Annotated in this window: 15 protein-coding genes; 6 read left to right on the top strand and 9 right to left on the bottom strand. The window is 75.9% G+C overall.

All coding sequences use genetic code 11. The features are described 5' to 3' along the window. On the bottom strand, positions 1-481 hold a 481-nt coding region (locus ACFE60_RS10690), incomplete at its 3' end, for a spore photoproduct lyase family protein (RefSeq protein ID WP_375388842.1). A gap of 75 nt (positions 482-556) precedes the next feature. On the opposite strand from ACFE60_RS10690, the gene ACFE60_RS10685 reads away from it, so the two are divergent. Continuing rightward, positions 557-1,297 (top strand): SDR family NAD(P)-dependent oxidoreductase, encoded by a 741-nt coding sequence (locus tag ACFE60_RS10685; protein WP_375388841.1) that lies wholly within the window; start codon positions 557-559, stop codon positions 1,295-1,297. A 179-nt stretch (positions 1,298-1,476) separates the two neighbouring features. Here the strand turns inward: ACFE60_RS10685 and ACFE60_RS10680 are convergent, their stop codons facing one another. Further along, a complete protein-coding gene (locus tag ACFE60_RS10680; protein WP_375388840.1) occupies positions 1,477-2,787 on the bottom strand; it encodes a GNAT family N-acetyltransferase in 1,311 nt (436 codons plus the stop codon). A gap of 46 nt (positions 2,788-2,833) precedes the next feature. Here ACFE60_RS10680 and ACFE60_RS10675 point away from each other — a divergent pair, with 46 nt between their 5' ends. Further along, positions 2,834-3,979, top strand: a complete 1,146-nt coding sequence (locus ACFE60_RS10675) for a histidinol-phosphate transaminase (protein WP_375388839.1) — start codon at positions 2,834-2,836, stop codon at positions 3,977-3,979. Then, positions 3,976-4,461: a GNAT family N-acetyltransferase gene (locus ACFE60_RS10670; protein ID WP_375388838.1), complete on the top strand. Its 486-nt coding sequence runs from the start codon at positions 3,976-3,978 to the stop codon at positions 4,459-4,461. Before ACFE60_RS10675 ends, ACFE60_RS10670 begins: the two co-directional genes overlap by 4 nt. Before the next feature lie 111 nt (positions 4,462-4,572). On the opposite strand, the gene ACFE60_RS10665 is transcribed toward ACFE60_RS10670, so the two are convergent. From ACFE60_RS10665 to ACFE60_RS10650, 4 genes are all read right to left on the bottom strand, one after another. Continuing rightward, positions 4,573-6,414, bottom strand: coding sequence for a glycoside hydrolase family 15 protein (locus ACFE60_RS10665; protein ID WP_375388837.1), 1,842 nt, complete (start codon positions 6,412-6,414; stop codon positions 4,573-4,575). Between the two features lie 62 nt (positions 6,415-6,476). Continuing rightward, entirely contained in the window at positions 6,477-7,313 is an 837-nt protein-coding gene (locus ACFE60_RS10660; RefSeq protein WP_375388836.1) for a putative RNA methyltransferase, read from the bottom strand. Then, on the bottom strand, positions 7,310-7,939 hold the full coding sequence (locus ACFE60_RS10655; RefSeq protein ID WP_375388835.1) for a uracil-DNA glycosylase: 630 nt from the start codon (positions 7,937-7,939) through the stop codon (positions 7,310-7,312). The genes ACFE60_RS10660 and ACFE60_RS10655 overlap by 4 nt, the downstream gene beginning before the upstream one ends. Positions 7,940-7,962: 23 nt before the next feature. Beyond that, complete coding sequence (locus ACFE60_RS10650; protein ID WP_375388834.1) at positions 7,963-8,589, bottom strand: TetR family transcriptional regulator C-terminal domain-containing protein; 627 nt, start codon at positions 8,587-8,589, stop codon at positions 7,963-7,965. 153 nt (positions 8,590-8,742) lie between these two features. Between ACFE60_RS10650 and ACFE60_RS10645 the strand changes: the two genes are divergently transcribed. Next, positions 8,743-9,276, top strand: coding sequence for a hypothetical protein (locus tag ACFE60_RS10645; protein WP_375388833.1), 534 nt, complete (start codon positions 8,743-8,745; stop codon positions 9,274-9,276). A gap of 3 nt (positions 9,277-9,279) precedes the next feature. On the opposite strand, the gene proC is transcribed toward ACFE60_RS10645, so the two are convergent. Next, the gene (gene proC, locus ACFE60_RS10640; RefSeq protein ID WP_375388832.1) at positions 9,280-10,098 is read right to left on the bottom strand and encodes a pyrroline-5-carboxylate reductase; all 819 of its coding nucleotides are present in this window, start codon (positions 10,096-10,098) and stop codon (positions 9,280-9,282) included. 99 nt (positions 10,099-10,197) lie between these two features. Continuing rightward, positions 10,198-11,580: a serine hydrolase domain-containing protein gene (locus tag ACFE60_RS10635; protein ID WP_375388831.1), complete on the bottom strand. Its 1,383-nt coding sequence runs from the start codon at positions 11,578-11,580 to the stop codon at positions 10,198-10,200. Positions 11,581-11,650: 70 nt separating this feature from the next. Between ACFE60_RS10635 and malQ the strand changes: the two genes are divergently transcribed. Beyond that, a complete protein-coding gene (gene malQ, locus ACFE60_RS10630; RefSeq protein WP_375388830.1) occupies positions 11,651-13,810 on the top strand; it encodes a 4-alpha-glucanotransferase in 2,160 nt (719 codons plus the stop codon). A gap of 130 nt (positions 13,811-13,940) precedes the next feature. Here malQ and ACFE60_RS10625 read toward each other — a convergent pair whose 3' ends face one another. Next, positions 13,941-16,043, bottom strand: a complete 2,103-nt coding sequence (locus ACFE60_RS10625; protein WP_375388829.1) for a cytochrome c oxidase assembly protein — start codon at positions 16,041-16,043, stop codon at positions 13,941-13,943. A 56-nt stretch (positions 16,044-16,099) separates the two neighbouring features. Here ACFE60_RS10625 and ACFE60_RS10620 point away from each other — a divergent pair. Next, positions 16,100-17,821 (top strand): heavy metal translocating P-type ATPase (locus tag ACFE60_RS10620; protein ID WP_375388828.1); only part of this gene is annotated, 1,722 nt, incomplete at its 3' end.

The following is a 17,821-nucleotide window of genomic DNA, read 5'->3' as shown; positions in this document are numbered from 1 at the left end:
CCTCGCCGCCGCGCCGCGCGTCGTCCGTCGTGACGGACCCGGTGCCGGTGAGCGCGGCGATGGGGGCCAGCACCTCGTCGAGGTTCGCGTGCACCCGGGTGATCGGCGCTCCGGAGAGCGACCCCGCGAGGTAGCAGTACTGGCAGTGCGCCGGGCAGCCGCGGGCCAGATCGAGACGCCAGTCCGCGGACGGCGGGATGGGCTGAGGCGCGAGCGCGGAGGGCGGCGCGACGACGACCGCCATGGTCGCCTTCGCGCGGGCGTAGGCCTCCCGCTCCGTCTCCCCCTTCGGCGCCGTCGGCAGCCGGTCGCCGCGCAGCAGCACCACGTCGTCGATGCCGAGCGCCGCCGCGCGGCGCAGGATCTCGGCGGTGTGGGGCCGCTCGGCGGCGGCGCGGGTCACCAGGACGTGCCGGGGGATCCAGAGGCGGGGTGCGGCGGGGAGGCGGCGTTCGGAGCGGTCGAGCAGCTGTGCGGGCATCTGCTGGGGACAACGTCCGAGGCGTCGCACGCCTTCCCGAGAACGGGTCCCAGGAGGGGAGGCGACCCTCGAGCCATGGCACGCGTCCTCGTCACCGGATCCGCCGACGGCCTGGGGCTCGCCGTCGGGCAGCGCTTGATCGACCAGGGGCACGATGTGGTGCTGCACGCCCGCAGCGACGCGCGCGCGGCCGAGACCGGCGGGGCCGCGCCGGGCGCGGCCGACGTGCTGGTCGGCGACCTCTCGTCCGACGCGCAGACCCGCGCGCTCGCGGACGCGGCGAACGCCTCCGGCCGCTTCGACGTCGTGATCCACAACGCCGGCGTCGGCTCCGGCGCCGGGCGCACCGAGGACGGCCGCTCGACGCTGCTCGCGGTGAACGTGCTGGCGCCCTACCTCCTGACCGCGCAGATGACCCGACCGGATCGGCTGATCTACCTGTCGAGCGGGATGCACCGCAGCGGCAGCGCCGATCTGGCGGCGCTCGACACCCCCTCCTACGGCGACACGAAGCTGCTGGACGCCGCGCTCGCCGCCGCCGTCGCGCGGCGGTGGCCGGACGTCCTGAGCAACGCCGTCGACCCGGGGTGGATCAAGACACGCATGGGCGGGTCCGGCGCGCCCGGAACGCTCGACCAGGGAGCGGCGACGCAGGTGTGGCTCGCGACCAGCGACGACCCCGCCGCGACCGTGAGCGGGCGGTACTTCAAGGACTCCGCGGAGGAGCGCCCGGCCGCGGCCGTGCAGGACGAGGCGTTCCAGGACGCCCTGCTCGCCGTCCTGGCCCGGGCGACCGGCGTCGACCTCCCCGCCTGATCCGCCCGCCCCTCCAGCCGACCCGGCCGAGGGCTTCAGCAGGACAGGCCGAGGGCTTCAGCAGGACAGGACGTGGACGGCAGGACGGAATCGGCCGTTTCATCCTGCTGACGCCGTTCTGTCCTGCTGAAGCCCTCGAAATGTCCTGCTGAAGACTTCGGGGACGGGAAGGCTGGCGGCTAGAACCAGGTCGTCAGGGTCGGCGGGGTCGCGGAGCGGAGGAGGCGGTCGGCGAGCGCCGCGTCGCCCGGGTCGCGCTCGCGGAGGCGCCCGGAGGCGGCCAGCACGACCGCGGAGGCACCGCCGAGGTACAGGGAGCCGAGCAGGTCGATCGGCACGTCCAGCAGCGGCCCCTCCGCGGGCTCCCCGGCGCGGACGACCGCGTGCCCGGCCTCGTCGACCTCGAGGGCGAACGTGCCGTCGGCGTGCCCGAGCGGATCCGAGATCCGCAGCCCGAGGCGCCCCGGGCCCGCGTAGGAGCGCGCGGCGAGCGCCACCACGGGGTCGAGCACGCGGACCCAGAGGTGCTCGCGCAGCTCGGTCGTGCGGATCCTCCTCGGGTCGCGGACCAGCCACCGCAGCGGCTCGTCGACCGACCGCAGCCACGCCTTCACCGTGCCGACGAGGTCCAGCTCGAGCAGGTGGTGCCACAGCGCCCGGTACGCGTCGTCGGTGGCGGCGACCAGCTGGTTCACCTCGACGGTGTGGCCGGCGAAGTCGGTCGCGTCCTCGACGAGCCGGTACACGGCGAGGCCCCGGGGCGTCCCCGACTCGTCGTCGTAGCGGATGAACCGCCGCTTGCGCTGCTCCGCCGGGTCGGAGGGGGCGCCGAGCAGCCGCTCGAACCGGTGCCCGACCACCTCCACGTCGCCGACGGTCGTGCGCCGGACCTCCTCCAGCAGGGTGCGGGCGAGCGCGACGGCGGCGTCGCGGCGGATCTGCTGCACGCGACCGGGCGCGTCCGCCCCGATCCAGCCGACCCGGCGGGCATCGATCTCGAGGTCCGTCGACCACGTCGCTGGGCCGAAGCCGTAGCGCGCGTAGATCGTCGCCTCCGACACGGTCAGGATCGCGAGCGGCAGCCCCGCCGCCACCGCGACCCGCAGCTCCGACTCCAGCATCTGCCGCGCGATCCCGCGGCGGCGGTGCGTGGGGGCGACGGTCACCGCGCTGATCGCCCAGCCGTGCACCTCGCCGCCCGGCACGGTCAGCGCGGCGGGCCAGGCGGCGACCGTCGCGACCGGCAGCTCCGGATCCGCGATCCCGTCGTCGTAGACCCCGACGGCGCGCTGCAGCACCGAGTCGCCGCGCAGCTCGGCCAGGAACTCCTCGGTCGGCGCCGCGTCGTGGAAGCCGCGCGCGTCCGCCTCCGCCCACGAGCGGAAGGCCGCGTCGTCGGCGGGATCGAGCACCGCCATCCGCAGGCCGCTGGAGGCGAGGGCCGCCGCGGCGGCCTCGTCGACGGGGATGGACAGCGCGTCGTCGTGCACCTCCCCGAGCCTAGGAGGCCTCGATGAGCGCAATACCCTCGGGGGCATGGCCGACTCCCCCGTCCGCATGCGCGCCGAGATCGCCGCGCTGCCCGCCTACAAGCAGGGGCGCCAGGCCGTCGCGGACGGCTACAAGCTGTCGTCGAACGAGAACCCCTTCTCGCCGCTCGTCGAGATCGTCGAGGCGGTGGCCCGTGCGGAGGTGAACCGGTACCCGGACGCGACCGGCCCGGCGCTGCGCGCGCGGCTGGGCGAGCGGTTCGGGGTGAGCGCGCAGCAGGTGCACCTCGGCGCCGGCTCCGTCGCGCTGCTGAGCCAGTTCCTGCTCGCGGTCTGCGAGCCGGGCAGCGAGGTCGTGTACGCCTGGCGGTCGTTCGAGGCGTACCCCGGCCTCGTGACCGTCGCGGGCGGCACGAGCGTGCAGGTGCCGCTCACGGCCGACGCGCGGCACGACCTCGACGCGATGGCCGCCGCGGTGACCGATCGCACGCGGGCGGTCCTCGTCTGCTCCCCGAACAACCCGACCGGGCCCGCGGTCGGCGCCGCCGAGTTCGGGCGGTTCATGGCGCGGATCCCCTCCGACGTGCTCGTGCTGCTCGACGAGGCGTACGTCGAGTTCGTGCGGACCCCGGAGGCGGTGGACGGGTCCACGCTGATCGGCCGGTACCCGAACCTCGTGCTGCTGCGCACGTTCTCGAAGGCGTGGGGCCTGGCCGGGCTGCGGCTCGGCTACGCCGTCGGGCCGGAGCACATCCTCGACGCCGCCCGCGCGGTCGCGATCCCGCTGTCGGTCACGGGGCAGGCGCAGCTGGCGGGACTCGTCGCGCTCGACCACGAGGACCTGCTCGCCGCCCGCGTCGCCGACATCGTCGAGACCCGGAGCCGCCTGGTCGACGGGTTGCGGGCGCTCGGGTTCGATGTGCCGGACGCGCAGGGCAACTTCCTGTGGCTCGGCCTCGGCGAGCGCTCCGCGGTGGCCGACGACGTCTTCCACGACCACGGCGTGGTCGTGCGCGCCTTCCCTGGCGACGGCCTGCGCATCTCGATCGGCGAGCACGAGTCCGTCGACCGCGTCCTGACCGCCGCCTCCTCCCTTCGTCGTGAAGGGCGGATCGGCCGGCGCGCCGGAGCGCGGGGCGCGGCGGACGGCGTGTCGCGATCTCAGCCTGAACGAGGAAGCGTGAGCGGATGATCCGCGATGCCACGGAGGCGGACGCGGCGGCGATCGCGGCGATCTACGCGCCGTACGTGCGCGACACCGCCGCGACGTTCGAGCTCGAGCCGCCGCCGGCCCTCGAGATCGCGGCCCGGATCGCGCAGGCGCAGGCCCGGCACGCGTACCTCGTCGCCGAGCAGGACGGCGAGGTCGTCGGGTACGCGTACGCCGGCGCGCTGCGGCCGCGGCCCGCCTACGACCGGTCGTGCGAGTCGTCCGTCTACCTCCGCCAGGGCCTACGCCGCAGCGGCACGGGACGGGCGCTGATGGAGGCGCTGCTCGAGCGCCTCCGGCAGCGTGGGCTGCACGCGGTGATCGCGGGCGTCGTGCCGCCGAACGAGGCCAGCGTCGGCCTCCACCGCGCGCTCGGCTTCGTGGACGCCGGCGTCTGGAAGCAGGTCGGCTTCAAGCACGACCGCTGGTGGGACGTCGCCTGGTTCCAGATGACGCTCGGCTGATCTCTCGCGGATCCGGATGGATCTCGCGACACCCCGGCTGCGGCCGCGGGATCGCGGCGTGTCGCCCCGCTGATCCGGATCCGCGCAACGGATCCGGATCCGCGAACACGCTCAGGAGAGCTCGCGGATCACGCTCGCGGCCTGCACCAGCGCGAGGTGGCTGAGGGCCTGCGGCAGGTTGCCGAGGAACGCGCCCGAGCCCTCATCGACCATCTCGGCCATGATCCCGACGTCGTTCGGCACGGTCACCAGCTCGTCCATCAACGCGGTCGCCTCATCGACCCGGCCCACGCAGGCGAGCGCGGAGGCGGTCCAGAAGGCGCAGGCGAGGAAGGTGCCCTCCTCCCGCTCCATCCCCGAGTACCGGTAGATCAGCGGGCCCCGACCCAGCTCCTCCCGCAGCGCGTCGATGGTGCGCGACATCCGCTCCCCCCGGTCGTACCCGCTCACGGTGTGCAGCAGCACGGAGGCGTCGAGCGCCCGCCCGCCCTTGCTCATGACGTAGGTGCCCCGCCGCTCGTCCCAGCCGTGCTTGTCGATCCACCGCCGGATCAGCCGCTTGTTCTTCTCCCACCGCTCGCGCGTGCCCGCGGGCGGCAGCACGTAGCCCATGTCGTGCAGCGAGCACGCGGCGTCGAGCGCCTGCCAGCAGCCCATCTTGCTCGACACGTAGTGCCGCTCCTCCGGCAGCTCCCACATCCCCGAGTCCTTGCGCTTCCAGCGCACGCACGCCTCGTCGGCCAGCCGTACCAGCAGATCGCTGGAGGTGCCGTCGAGCAGGTTGCCGTCCGCGGTGTACGCCCGCATGATCGAGATCAGATCGGCGTACACGCCCAGCTGCAGCTGCCCGCCCGCCTGGTTGCCGGACACGACGGGGCCGATGCCCCGCCAGCCGCTCGCCTGCTCCCGGCGGACGCCGTCGGTCGGCTCGCCGGCGAGCGAGAGGAACACCGCGATGCCGTCGCTGGTGTTCTCCTTCAGCGCCTTCAGCACCCAGGACACCGCCGCGTGCGGCTCCTCCCGCAGCCCGAACCGCAGGAAGGCGTCGACCGAGTACGCCAGGTCGCGCACCCAGGCGTACCGGTAGTCCCAGTTCTTCCCGCCGTCGAGGGACTCGGGGAGGGAGGTGGTCGCGGCCGCCGCGATCGCGCCGGAGGGGCTGTAGAGCAGCAGCTTGAGCGCGAGCGTGCTGCGGTGCACCTGCTCGGCCCACGGCCCGTCCCAGGTGAAGGCCTCCGACCAGGCCTGCCACCCCTCGACGGTGCGGTCGACGGAGCCGTCCGCGATCGCGGGGTCGGGCGCGCGGATCGGCTCCGCCTCCGTGCCGGCGAGGCACAGCACGTGGCGCGAGCCCGGCGACGTGGCGAACGCGCCGCGGAAGTCGGGACCCCAGTCGGTCGCGGGCCCGTTGCCCGGATGCACCGGGTCGAGCCGGCCGACGCGGGAGCCGGTGAGGGTGATGTTCGTGTCGCCCGCCCGGATCAGCGGGACGCTGCCGGTGTCGAACCGGGTGACCTCGTGGTCCCCCAGCACGTTGCCGGGAGCGACGATCCAGGACATCGCGACCTCGCCATCGACCCCGTCGATGCGGCGCACCAGCTGCATCCACGGCAGGCGGCCGGCGATGCCGGTGACGAGCGCGTCGGTCACCACGGCGACGCCGGACCGGGTCGTGAACCGGGTGCGCAGCACGTTCGTGCCGTCCACGTACTCCCGCGTCGCGGTGAACGCCTCCGCGGGCTGCAGCGCGAAGTGCCCGCCCGCCTCCGCGTCGAGCACGGCAGCGAACAGCGGCCGGGAGTCGAGCGACGGCACCGGCAGCCAGTCGATCCGGCCGTCGCGGGCGATCAGGGCGACCGTGCGGCCGTCGCCGATCGCCGCGTAGCCGCGCAGGTCGGCGTAGCCGTCGGTGCGGGGCTCGGCGGGGGTGGCGCGGTCCGGGGCTGGCGTCACCCCGGCACGGTACGGGTCCGCGGATGGGATCCTCTGCGGCTCGCTCGGCCGCGCGGCGGTGCTCAGCGGCCGAAGACGACGACGCGGACCGCCACGGTGACCGGGAGGGGTCCGAGCGCCGCCGCCTCCGCCCGCACGCGGTCCGCTTCGAGGTGGTGGCCGCTCGGCCCCATCAGCACCACGCGGGCGACGTCCTCCGGATCGAGGAGGCGTCGCTCACGCACCACCTGGGACCCCTGCGGCGCGAGCGGCCGCATCCGCTCGACCAGGCGGCGCTCCTTGTCGGGCGCGAGCCCGAGCATGCCGAACGGCTCGCGCAGCTGGGCGAGGTGGTCCTCCTCCGGCACGACGACGGTCGCCGTGCCGCCGGGCGCGAGCACGCGGTCGAGCTCCGCGCCGTCCCGGGGACCGAAGACGACCAGGGCGGCGTCGATCGACGCGGTGGCGAGCGGGACGCGGCGGCGCAGGTCGGCGGTCGCCGCCGCGGCCCGCGGGTGCGCCTTCGCCGCGGCCCGGGCGGCGGCCGCGGACACGTCGATGCCGACCCCGAGCGCCTCCGGCGCCGCGTCGAGCGCGCGGGCGAGGTAGGTGGCGGGCCCGCAGGCGAGGTCCGCGATCCGGTGCGCGGCGGCCGGCACGGTCGCGGCGACGGCCTCGTGGATCGCGGCGTAGTGGCCGGCCGCCAGGAACGCGACGCGGTCGGCGACCATCGCCGCGGTGTCGCCCGGCACGGTCGAGCCGGTGGCGAGCGCGGCGTAGCCCTGCCGCGCGACGTCGAACGCGTGCCCGGCCGTGCAGCGGAGGGACGCGCCGTGCCGCGCGAGCGGGGCGAGGCACACCGGGCACGCGAGCGCCGGCAGGGCGCCGTCGAGCGCGGCGGAGCCCTCCGGCGCGCTCACGCCGCCTCGCGGCCGAGGGCCGCCATCCCCGCCGCGAACAGCGCGGCCCCGCCCTGCGCCGGGTGCCGCACGGCGGTCGCCTCGATGCCGGCGGCGGCGAGCGCGTGCTCCGCCTTCCTCCCGATCGCGACGACGCGGCGGATGCCGAGCGCCCGCACCAGCTCGAGGGCGATCGGGGCGCCGGCCCGCACCTCCGGCACCCGCGGCGGCCGGTTCGTCGCGCGGTCGCCCGCGACGAACGGGTGGTTCGGGTAGACGGGCCAGCTCACGGGCGGCACCGGCCAGCCGCGCAGGGCCTTCTGCACGATCGACGCGGACAGCTCCCAGCCCGCGGCGGGATCGGGCGGCGCGACGAAGCCGTCCCCCTCCGCCCGGCCGGTCAGGATCCCGGGCCGGGCGGTCAGCTCGCGGACGCTCATGAACGGCACGCCGGTGATGGTCGCGCCGCGCCAGCCGGGCGCCTCCCCGACCAGCAGCGTCGTCGCGCCGGCGGTCAGCTCGAGGTACCGGGAGAGGTTCCCGAGCCGCAGCGCGCCCGCCTCCGTCGCGGCGTCGTAGAGGAACTCCGCGTCCGGGGGCGTGTCGGCGCGCAGCCCGGCGAGGAGCTCGAGGAACCGCGACAGCACGACGGCAGCATGCCGTGCCGGGATCAGATCGCGCTGACGGGCTCCCGCTCCGGGTCCGCGGCGAAGGAGCCGGCGCCGAGGTGGGTGCGGGCGACCGCGTGCAGCAGGCGGAGGCGGTCGAGGTCGCTGCGGTAGCCGACGAGCGAGTAGGCGTTGACGCCGTCGATCGTGGCCAGCAGGTGGGCGGCGATCTCGTCCGGGTCGACCTCCATGAAGTCGCCGGACTTGACGCCGCGGCGGATGACGGCGGCGACGAAGGTGTGCCACGCGCCCTCCTCGCTGCGGACGACGGCGCCGAGCGCCTCGTTGCGGCGGCCGAGGCTCCACGACTCGAGCCAGACGGCGTCGACGTCGAGCCGCACGGGCTCCGCGAGGGTCTCGAGCAGCACGGTCAGCTGCTGCCGCGGCGACGGGTTCGCGAGCACGGCCCGCTTCACCTCCGCCAGCTCGGCGGCGACGATGCGGGAGAACGTGACGGCGACCAGCGCCTCGATGTCGGGCCACAGCGCGAGCACGGACTTCGCCGGCGCGGACAGCCGCGCGCCGACCGCCTCCGCCGTCACGGCGTGCAGGCCGACGTCGAACGCGACGCCGACGGCGGCCGTGATGACCTCCTCCTGCTCGAGGTGGCGATGCTTGTTGTGGCGCACGCTGCTCCATTCGTGTCGGACATGCTCCGGCGCCCCGTGACCGGCGGATGGGCGACATCTCATGGTGACCGTCGCTGATCGGTATTCGCCGCCGCGGCGCCGACGGATCGGCCGCCTGCGTACCCCCAGACCGAGGGGGTTAGCGTCGGCGGCGTGGCGGACCCTCAGCGCGACGGGCACCAGGTGGAGGGGGTCCGCGCGCTGCTGGCCGCCGCCGCGGCCCGGCTGCGGGAGGCGGGGGTGCCCGACGAGGCGGTCGCGGACCTCGTGCCGGCGACCCGGCGGCTCGGCATCACGCGCCGTGCGCGCCTCGTGCCGGTGGGCCGCGGCTGGCGGCTCGGCGTGCTGCTGCTCGGCGCGGACGGCTCGGTCCGGGCGACCGGGTCCGTGACCCGCGCGATACCGCCTGGGCACCCCGGGCACATGGCGGCGTCGACGGAGGCGCGGCGGGAGGTGCGCGCCGCGGCGCACCGCGGCCCGTTCCCGCAGGGCGCGACGGTCAACTTCGACGCGCCGCGGATCGACCTCGGCGCGCTCGGGCGGGCGACCGGCCCGCTGTTCCTCCGCGGCGACCGGGCGCTGGTGCGCTGGAGCGTCTCCGCCGGCGACGACGCGGCCCGCGACCTGGAGGCGTACCTCGCGGAGCGGGTCGACCTGCTCCTCCACCCGCCGCAGGGCGCGACCTGACCTTCAGCGGCCGGCGAGCTCGTCCGCGCGGCGGAGGGCGCCGGCGAGCGCGTCGGCGATGAGGCCGCCGAGGTCGCGCTGCTCGAGCACGGCGACCGCGGCCGCCGTCGTGCCGTTCGGGCTCGTCACCCCGCGGCGCAGCTCGGCAGGCGACTCCCCCGACGCCTCCAGCAGCGCGAGGGCGCCCGAGAACGTCGCCGCGACCGTGCGCTCCGCGTCCCCCCGCTCGAAGCCGAGGCCGACGGCCGCGTCCGCGAACCGCTCCAGCAGGAGGTAGACGTAGGCCGGGCCGCTGCCCGAGATCGTCGAGATGCGGTCGATCCGGTCGTCGTCCAGCACGACGACCTCCCCGAGCAGCCCGAACAGCGCCTCCACGGCGGCGAAGCCGGGACCCGTGACCGCGGCGCCCCTGGCGAGCCCGGTGACCCCGCGCCGCACGCGGACAGGAGTGTTCGGCATCGCCCGCACGACCTGCGCCCCGGTCGGCAGCGCGGCCTCCAGGGGCGCGAGCGGGGTGCCGACCGCGAGGCTCACGACGACCGCGTCGGGGGCGAGCGCCGGACCGATCTCGCGCAGCAGGTCGGCGGTCTGGTACGGCTTCACCCCGGTGATCACGATGCCCGCGCCCTCGACCGCCACGCGGTTCGCGCGCGGGTCCTCCTCCAGCGCGGTCGCCGCGATGCCGGTGCCCTCGTAGCGCGCGGCGGAGGCCGCGGTGCGGGTGGTCGTGCGCAGCCCGTCGACGCCGGCGGCCGCGAGGCCGGTGAGGATCGCGGAGCCGAGGGAGCCGCCGCCGAGCACGGTCACGGGAGGGAGGGCCATCCCGCCAGCGTATTGACCTCCGTTTTGAAGGCGTTCTGGCGCTGCACCGTTCCTGCGCCGATACGCCGGGGCGCCAGAACGCCTTCGAAACGAAGGGGATCAGCCGAGGGGGCGAGGGGCGCCCTGGCCCAGCACGGTGCCGCCGACGACGAAGTCGAGCGGGGTCGTGCTCCACCGCGCGCGGAGGGTGCCGTCCGCGTGCAGGTCGACCCGGACCCGGTGCGGGCTCTCGAGGAACACGACGTCGATCAGCGCCGCGTCGCCGTGCCAGCCGCCGGACACCGCGACCGTCGGCGACGGGGCGTCGCCCTCGACGACCGTCCAGCCGGCAGCGCCGACCGGGACCGTCGCGCGCAGGCCCGCGCGGTCCGTCAGCACGACGGTCCCGTCCGCCGTGCGCTCGGCCGTCAGCTCGGGTCCGGTCCACGCCGTGGGGACGGGCCCGGAGGGCTGCGCGTCGCCGGTGCTCGCGGGCAGCGCCAGCCCGCGCAGCCGCTCGGCGAGCGCCGCGTCCGCCGCGTCCCCCTCCCCCTCGTCGCCGAACGCGGGCAGCAGGTGCGTCCACGCCGCGTCGACCACGGCCTGCATGTCCTCCTCCGCGGAGGTGATCGCGACCACGGCGTCGCGCTCGGGCAGGATCATCATGAACTGGCCGTACGCGCCGTCGCCCCGGTAGCCGTGCCGCGCCATCCACACCTGGAAGCCGTAGCCCTGCGCCCAGTCCGGGTTGACCTCCCGGTCGGTCGGCACCCGGCTGGTGCGCACCTCCGCCGCCCAGCCCTCCGGCAGCAGCTGCCGCCCCTCCCAGACGCCGTCGGCGAGGTGCAGCTGGCCCAGCTTCGCGATGGTCTCCGTCGTCGCGTGCAGGCCCGAGAAGCCGAGCGAGCGCCCCGGCGGGTACTCCTGCCACGACACCGGCGGCACGTCCAGCGGGTCGAGGAGGCGCGGCCGCAGGTACTCGACGAGGTCCATGCCGGCGGCGCGCTGCAGGATCGCCGCGACCGTGTGGTTCGCGGGCTGGTTGTAGGCGAACCAGGTGCCCGGCTCGTGCTCGGGCGCGTGCAGCAGGAACCCGCGCACCGGTTCGCGCGGGTCGGTCTGCACGGCGATCTGCGCCATCTCCGCGTCGTGCCCCGACGCCATCGCGAGCGCGTGCCGCACGAGGATGCGGCGACTCGCCTCCGGCAGCTCGTCCCGGAACTCCGGGAAGTGGTCGGCGACCGCGTCGTCGAGCGACAGCAGCCCCTCCTGCACCGCGAACCCGACGGCGGTGGACAGGAACGTCTTGCTCAGCGAGTAGAGCAGGTGGAGGCGGTCAGGCGAGTACGGCGCCCACCAGCCCTCCGCGACGACCGAGCCGTGCCGCACGATCATCAGGCTGTGCGGGTCGATGCCCGGGTGCTGCTCGAGCACGTCGACGAACGCGGCGATCCCGGAGGCGGCGACGCCCTGGGCGGACGGGGTGGAGCGAGGAAGGGCCACACCCCGAGTGTTCCCGGGCCCGCCTGGGCGGCGCCCCACCGTGCTCAGGCCGCCGGGCCAGAATCGCAGGGTGACGCTGCCGGACCAGCCCCTCGTCGACCTCGCGCACGCGAACGGCGTCTCCACCTCCTTCACCGACTGGCGGGGCGCGACGCAGACGGTGTCCGCGGAGACGCTCACCGCCGTGCTCGCGGCGCTCGGCCTCGACGCGACGGATCCGGCGGCGGCGCTGCAGGCGACGTGGGACGCGCCGTGGCGGCACACGCTGCCGCCGTGCACGACCGCGGTCGCGGGCGTCGAGCGGCTGGTCTGGATGCACGTGCCCGACGGCGCCCCGGCCCGGCTGACGGTCGAGCTGGAGCTCGGCGGCCGCCGCGAGCTGCAGCAGGTCGAGCACTGGGTCGCGCCGCGGGAGGTCGACGGCCGGCGCATCGGCGAGGCCACCTTCCGCATCCCGGGCGACCTGCCGCTCGGCTACCACCGCCTGCTCGCCGTGTCGGACGAGCACGTGCACGAGGCCGCGCTGATCGTCACCCCCGCGCAGGTCGGCGCCCCGCAGCGGATGGGCGACCGGCGCGGCTGGGTGCTCGCGACCCAGCTGTACAGCGTGCGTTCGGCGGGATCGTGGGGCGTCGGCGACCTGACCGACCTGACCGACCTCGCCGTGTGGGCGGGCGCCGAACTCGGCGCCGACTCCGTGCTCGTCAACCCGCTGCACGCGGCGGAGCCGGTGCCGCCCATGGAGCCGTCGCCGTACCTCCCCTCCTCCCGCCGGTTCTTCAATCCGCTGTACCTGCGGGTGGAGGCGGTGCCGGAGCACGCCGCGCTCCCCTCCAGGGCGCGGGCGCGGCTCACGGTGCTGGCCCGGCGGGTCCACGAGCGCGCGAGCGGCGACCGGATCGACCGCGACACCGCGTGGGCGGCGAAGCGGGAGGCGCTGCGGCTGCTGTTCGCGGTGCCGCGCTCCGCGGGGCGCGAGCTGGACCTCGCCGCGTTCCGCCGCCGCGAGGGCGGGGCGCTCACCGACTTCGCGACCTGGAACGTGCTCGCCGAGCGGTACGGCACCGATGCGCGCACCTGGCCGGAAGAGCTGCGGGAGCCCGACGGCGCCGTGGTGCTCGAGCTCGCCGAGCACCACCGGGACGAGATCGACTTCGTCTGCTGGCTGCAGTGGCTGCTCGACGAGCAGCTGTCGCACGCGCAGGACAAGGCGATCACCAGCGGCATGGGCATCGGGGTGATGCACGACCTCGCGGTCGGCGTGCACCCGGGCGGCGCGGACGCCTGGCGCCTCGGCGACGCGTACGCCCGCGGCGTCTCGGTCGGCGCGCCGCCGGACCCGTTCAACCAGCTGGGCCAGAACTGGCTGCAGCCGCCGTGGCGCCCCGACGCGCTCGAGGCGTCCGCCTACGCCCCCTTCCGCGACGTGATCCGCGCGGTGCTGCGGCACGCCGGCGGGGTCCGGGTCGACCACATCATCGGCCTGTTCCGGCTGTGGTGGGTGCCGGAGGGGCGGGAGGCGTCCGACGGCGCGTACGTCTACTACGACCACGAGGCGCTGATCGGCGTGCTCGCGCTCGAGGCCGTGCGGGCGGGGGCGGTCGTCGTCGGCGAGGACCTCGGCGTGGTGGACCCGTCCGCGCGCGGCTACTTCGCCTCCCGCGGCATCCTCGGCACCTCGATCCTCTGGTTCGAGAACGCGGACGGCGGCGCCCTGCCGGCCGAGCGCTGGCGCGAGCAGTGCCTCGCGTCGGTGACCACGCACGACCTGCCGCCGACCGCCGGCTACCTGGAGGGCGTGCACGTGCGCCTCCGCGCCGAGCTCGGGCTGCTCACCCGTCCCGTGGAGGAGGAGCTGGCGGCGGACCGCGCGGAGCAGCGCGTCCGGCTCGACGAGGTGCGCTCCCGCGGCCTGCTCGCGGACGACGCCTCGTGGGCCCCCGGCGCCGGTTCCGGCGCGCCCGAAGGGCGTGACGGCCGTGACGCCGGGGAGGAGGACACGGTGCTCGCGCTGCACCGCTACCTGACCCTGACGCCCGCGCGCCTGGTCGGAGCGGCGCTCGTCGACCTGGTCGGCGACCGGCGCACGCAGAACCAGCCGGGCACGATCGACGAGTACCCGAACTGGCGCGTGCCGCTGTCCGGCCCGGACGGCGAGCCGCTGCCCCTGGAGGCGGTGCTCACCTCCGCTCGCGCGGCGCGCCTCGCCGCGGTGCTCCCGCACCGCTGACGGGCGCCTCCGTCCCGGCACGGGCGCCTGCCCCGGTGCCGTCGGGCGGTGCCGGCCCGACCGGGGCGTCCGCGGCCGCCCGCATGGGGCCGATCCTGCCCAGCCGCGGCGCTCGGCGCGAAGGGCCCGGTCAGACCGACGGATCCCTCGGCGCCGGCGCCGGCGCCGGCGCAGGCGCAGGCGGCGCGGCGGACGCGGGCTGCGGGTGCGAGCGGGCGTCGAGCTTCGCCAGCATGGCGTTGTACGCCTCCCAGCTGTCGTCGGTGCCCTGGTCGAGGTGCCGGTCGGTGCGGGCGGCGACGCGGCTGTCCTGCCGCGCCCACTGCGTGACGAGCGCGACGATCACGACGACGAGCGGCAGCTCGCCCGCGCCCCAGGCGATGCCGCCGCCGACGGCCTGGTCGGCGAGGAGAGGGCCGGCCCACGGCTCGGCGAGCTGGCGGTAGAAGTCGCCCGCGATCACCTCCCGGCTCGTCATGACCGCGACGCCGAAGAAGGCGTGGAACGGCATCGCCGCCAGCACCATGCCCAGCTTGCCGATGTGCGGGATCGGCCGCGGCGGTGCGTCGACGCCGATCACGAGGCCGTAGAACATCACCCCGATCACGAGGAACTCGGCGTTCATCAGCTGGTGCGCCCAGTGGTAGCGCAGCGCGAAGTCGAAGATCGGCGTGAAGTACAGCAGGTAGTACGCGCCGATGAACCGCACGAACACCAGCAGCGGGTTGAACAGCACGTGCGTGAGCCGCCACGCGAGCATCGCGACGATCCACTCCCGGATGCCCACCGCCTTCGACCGGCCGTGTGCGGGCAGGGCGCGCAGCGCGAGCGTGATCGGGCCGCCGAGCACGAGCAGCAGCGGCCCGAGCATGTTCAGCGCCATGTGCAGGATCATGTGCAGGCTGAAGACGGCGCTCGAGTACTTGCCGAGCCCGCTCGACGTGGTGATCACGACGACCGCCCAGCCCAGCAGCCAGGCGACGGTGCGGCCGACCGGCCAGGCGTCGCCGCGGCGGCGCAGCACCACGACGCCGGCCAGGTAGAGGCCCGCGCCGGCCAGCGACACCAGCAGGAACAGCAGGTTGGGCCGCCAGTCGAGCGCGAGCACCGCGAGGGTCGGCGGCGACACCAGGTCGTAGCCGAACACGATCTGGTTCGGCGACGTCGGCACGAAGTACTGCGGCGGCGGGATCCGGCTGAGCACCAGGCCGACGGCGACCAGCAGTGCGGCCAGGAGGAGCGCGAGGCCGGACCAGGTGGCCGACGCCCGGCGCGCGTCGGCCGGCGCAGCGACCGCGCCCGTCGCCCGCAGCCCGCGCGCGATCGGCAGCAGCAGGACGGCGAGCAGCGCGAAGCGCGCGACGAGGAGCCAGGCGGTCGGGGTGCCGAGCAGCGGGGAGCCGACCAGCTCGAACAGCGCGAGCACCACCTCCGCCGCGAGGCACGCGACCCAGGCGATCGCCAGCACGACCCACGAGCGCCGCAGGGAGACGGGACCGGGCAGCGGGCCGCGCGTCAGCCGGTGCCGCAGCACCGCGACCAGGCCGACGAGCACCGCGGCCGCCGGCGTGCCGACGATCCCGGCGTCGCTGCCGAAGTCGTGGTTCGGCCCGACGAGCACCTGCGTCACGACGACCGGGGGCAGCACCGCGACCAGCGCGACGGCGAGCAGCGCCGCGAGCGCCTGCCAGGAGTGCGCCAGGAAGGCGCCGACCGCGATCGCTGCGGCGAGCACGGCGGTCACGATCCACGCGGTCGGCAGGGCGGAGGCGGACACCAGGTACCCGGCGGCGCCGGGCACGAGGAGGCGGGACAGCGGCTGGCCGCCCGCGTCGGCGGCGTCCACCAGCACGAGGGCCGCGGCGGCGACCGTCCAGACCGCCGCGGCCCACAGCACGGGCCGGGCGTCGGTGTAGTGGTCGACCGTCATCCGGTCGGCTCCGGAGCGCTGCCTGCCGAGCACCACGTAGGCGAGGGAGCCGATGCACCAGGCGGCGGCGACCGCCACGACGCCGTGCAGCAGCGAGCTCGCCAGCGGGGTGTCGATGCTCGGCACGTTGCGCCCGAGCGCCGCGTACGGCTGCCCGCCGAGCAGCACCGCGGCGACCCCGACGACGGCGACCGGCAGCAGGCCCGCGGCGGCGAGCGGCAGCAGGGAGCGCGCCCGGCGCGTCGGCCCGAGGTCCGCGGACCGCTCGCCGACGGCGGCGGCTGCGGCGACGTCGGTGCTCATGCGGGTTCCCAACTGGGCGATGCGGTGCGGCCGGGCGATTCTACAATTCGTAGCGGATGGACCCGACCCGGGAGGAGGCGGCCGTGACGACGCTCACCGAGCAGCCGGACGTGCGCGCCCTGGAGGACGTGGTCGAGCTCGACGTGGCGGGCATGACCTGCTCCGCGTGCGCGAACACGATCGAGCGCAAGCTGAACCGGCTCGACGGCGTCACCGCCTCCGTGAACTTCGCGACCGAGCGCGCGACCGTCGTCGGCCTGCAGGGGCAGGTCGCCCTCGCCGTCGCGACGGTGCAGAAGGCCGGCTACGACGCCGCCCCGCACGTGCCCGGCGACGACGAGTGGTCCCGCCGCGCGACGACCGACCGCATCGACTCCCTCCGCCGCCGGCTGACGGTCTCCGCGCTGCTCAGCGTGCCGCTCTGCGACCTGACGATCCTGCTCGCGCTCGTGCCCGCGTGGCGGTTCCCGGGGTGGCAGCTGGTCTGCGTGCTGCTCGCGGTGCCGATCGTCACCTGGGCGGCGTGGCCGTTCCACCGGGCGACGCTGCGCAACCTGCGCGCGCGCTCGCTGAGCATGGACACCCTCGTGTCGCTCGGCGCGCTCGTGTCCTTCGCGTGGGCGATCGTCGTGCTGGTCGGCGGGCCGTCCGCGGCCGGCTACTGGATCGGCTTCGGGCCGACGCCGCCGGGGGCGGACGCGATCTACCTCGACGTCGCCGCGGGGATGGTCACCTTCCAGCTGGGCGGGCGGTACTTCGAGACCCGCTCCCGCCGCCGCGCCGGGGACGTGCTGCACGCGATCTCCGGCCTCGCCGCCAGGTCGGTGCTGCTGCGCACGCCGGACGGCGACGTGGAGGTGCCCGCCGGCCGGGTGCGCCGCGGCGACGTGGTCGTGGTCCGGCCGGGCGCCGCGGTGCCGGTCGACGGCGCGGTGCAGGCGGGCCGCTCCTCCATCGACACCAGCACGATGACCGGCGAAACCGCCCCCGCCGAGGTCGGGCCGGGCGACCAGGTCGCCGCCGGCACGATCAACGGCGGCGGGGCGCTGACGGTCGTGGCGGAGCGCGTGGGCCAGCACACCCGCCTCGCGCAGCTCGCCGCGATCGCGGAGGAGGCGCAGCGGCGGAAGGCGAAGGTCACCCGCCTCGTCGACCGCGTCACCCGCGTGTTCATCCCCGCCGTCATCGCGCTCGCCGTGCTCGTGACGCTCGGCTGGCTGCTCGCCGGCGCGCCCGTGGGCGCCGCGATCGGCATCGGGATCGCCGTGCTGATCATCGCCTGCCCGTGCGCGCTCGGGCTCGCGACCCCCACCGCGCTGATGGTCGGCGTGGGGCGCGGCGGTCAGCTCGGCATCCTCGTCAAGGGGCAGGACGCCCTGGAGGCGAGCGGCCGCATCGACACCGTCGTGCTCGACAAGACCGGCACGGTCACGACGGGCGCCTTCACCGTCGCGGACGTCGAGGCGCTGCCCGGCACCTCCCGCCTCGAGCTGCTCGGCCTCGCCGGCGCGCTGGAGCAGGGCTCGGAGCACGCGATCGGCCGCGCCGTCGCCGCCGCGGCGGCCGCGGAGGTCGGCCGGCCCGAGCCGGTCGACGGCTTCACCGCCCTCGCCGGGCTGGGGGCCGCCGGCACGGTCTCCGGGCGCCGCGAGCTCGCCGGCTCGCGCCGCCTCCTCGTCGAGCACGACGTGCCGGTGCCGGCCGCGCTCGACGCCGCCGTCGCGACGCTGGAGGCGGCGGGCCGCACGCTCGTGCTCGTCGCGGTCGACGGCGAGGCG

The sequence above is a fragment of the uncultured Amnibacterium sp. genome (assembly GCF_964245895.1).
Lineage (GTDB): Bacteria > Actinomycetota > Actinomycetes > Actinomycetales > Microbacteriaceae > Amnibacterium.
Note: the sequence above shows the minus strand (reverse complement) of the source record. Positions and strands in the feature narration are given on the sequence as shown.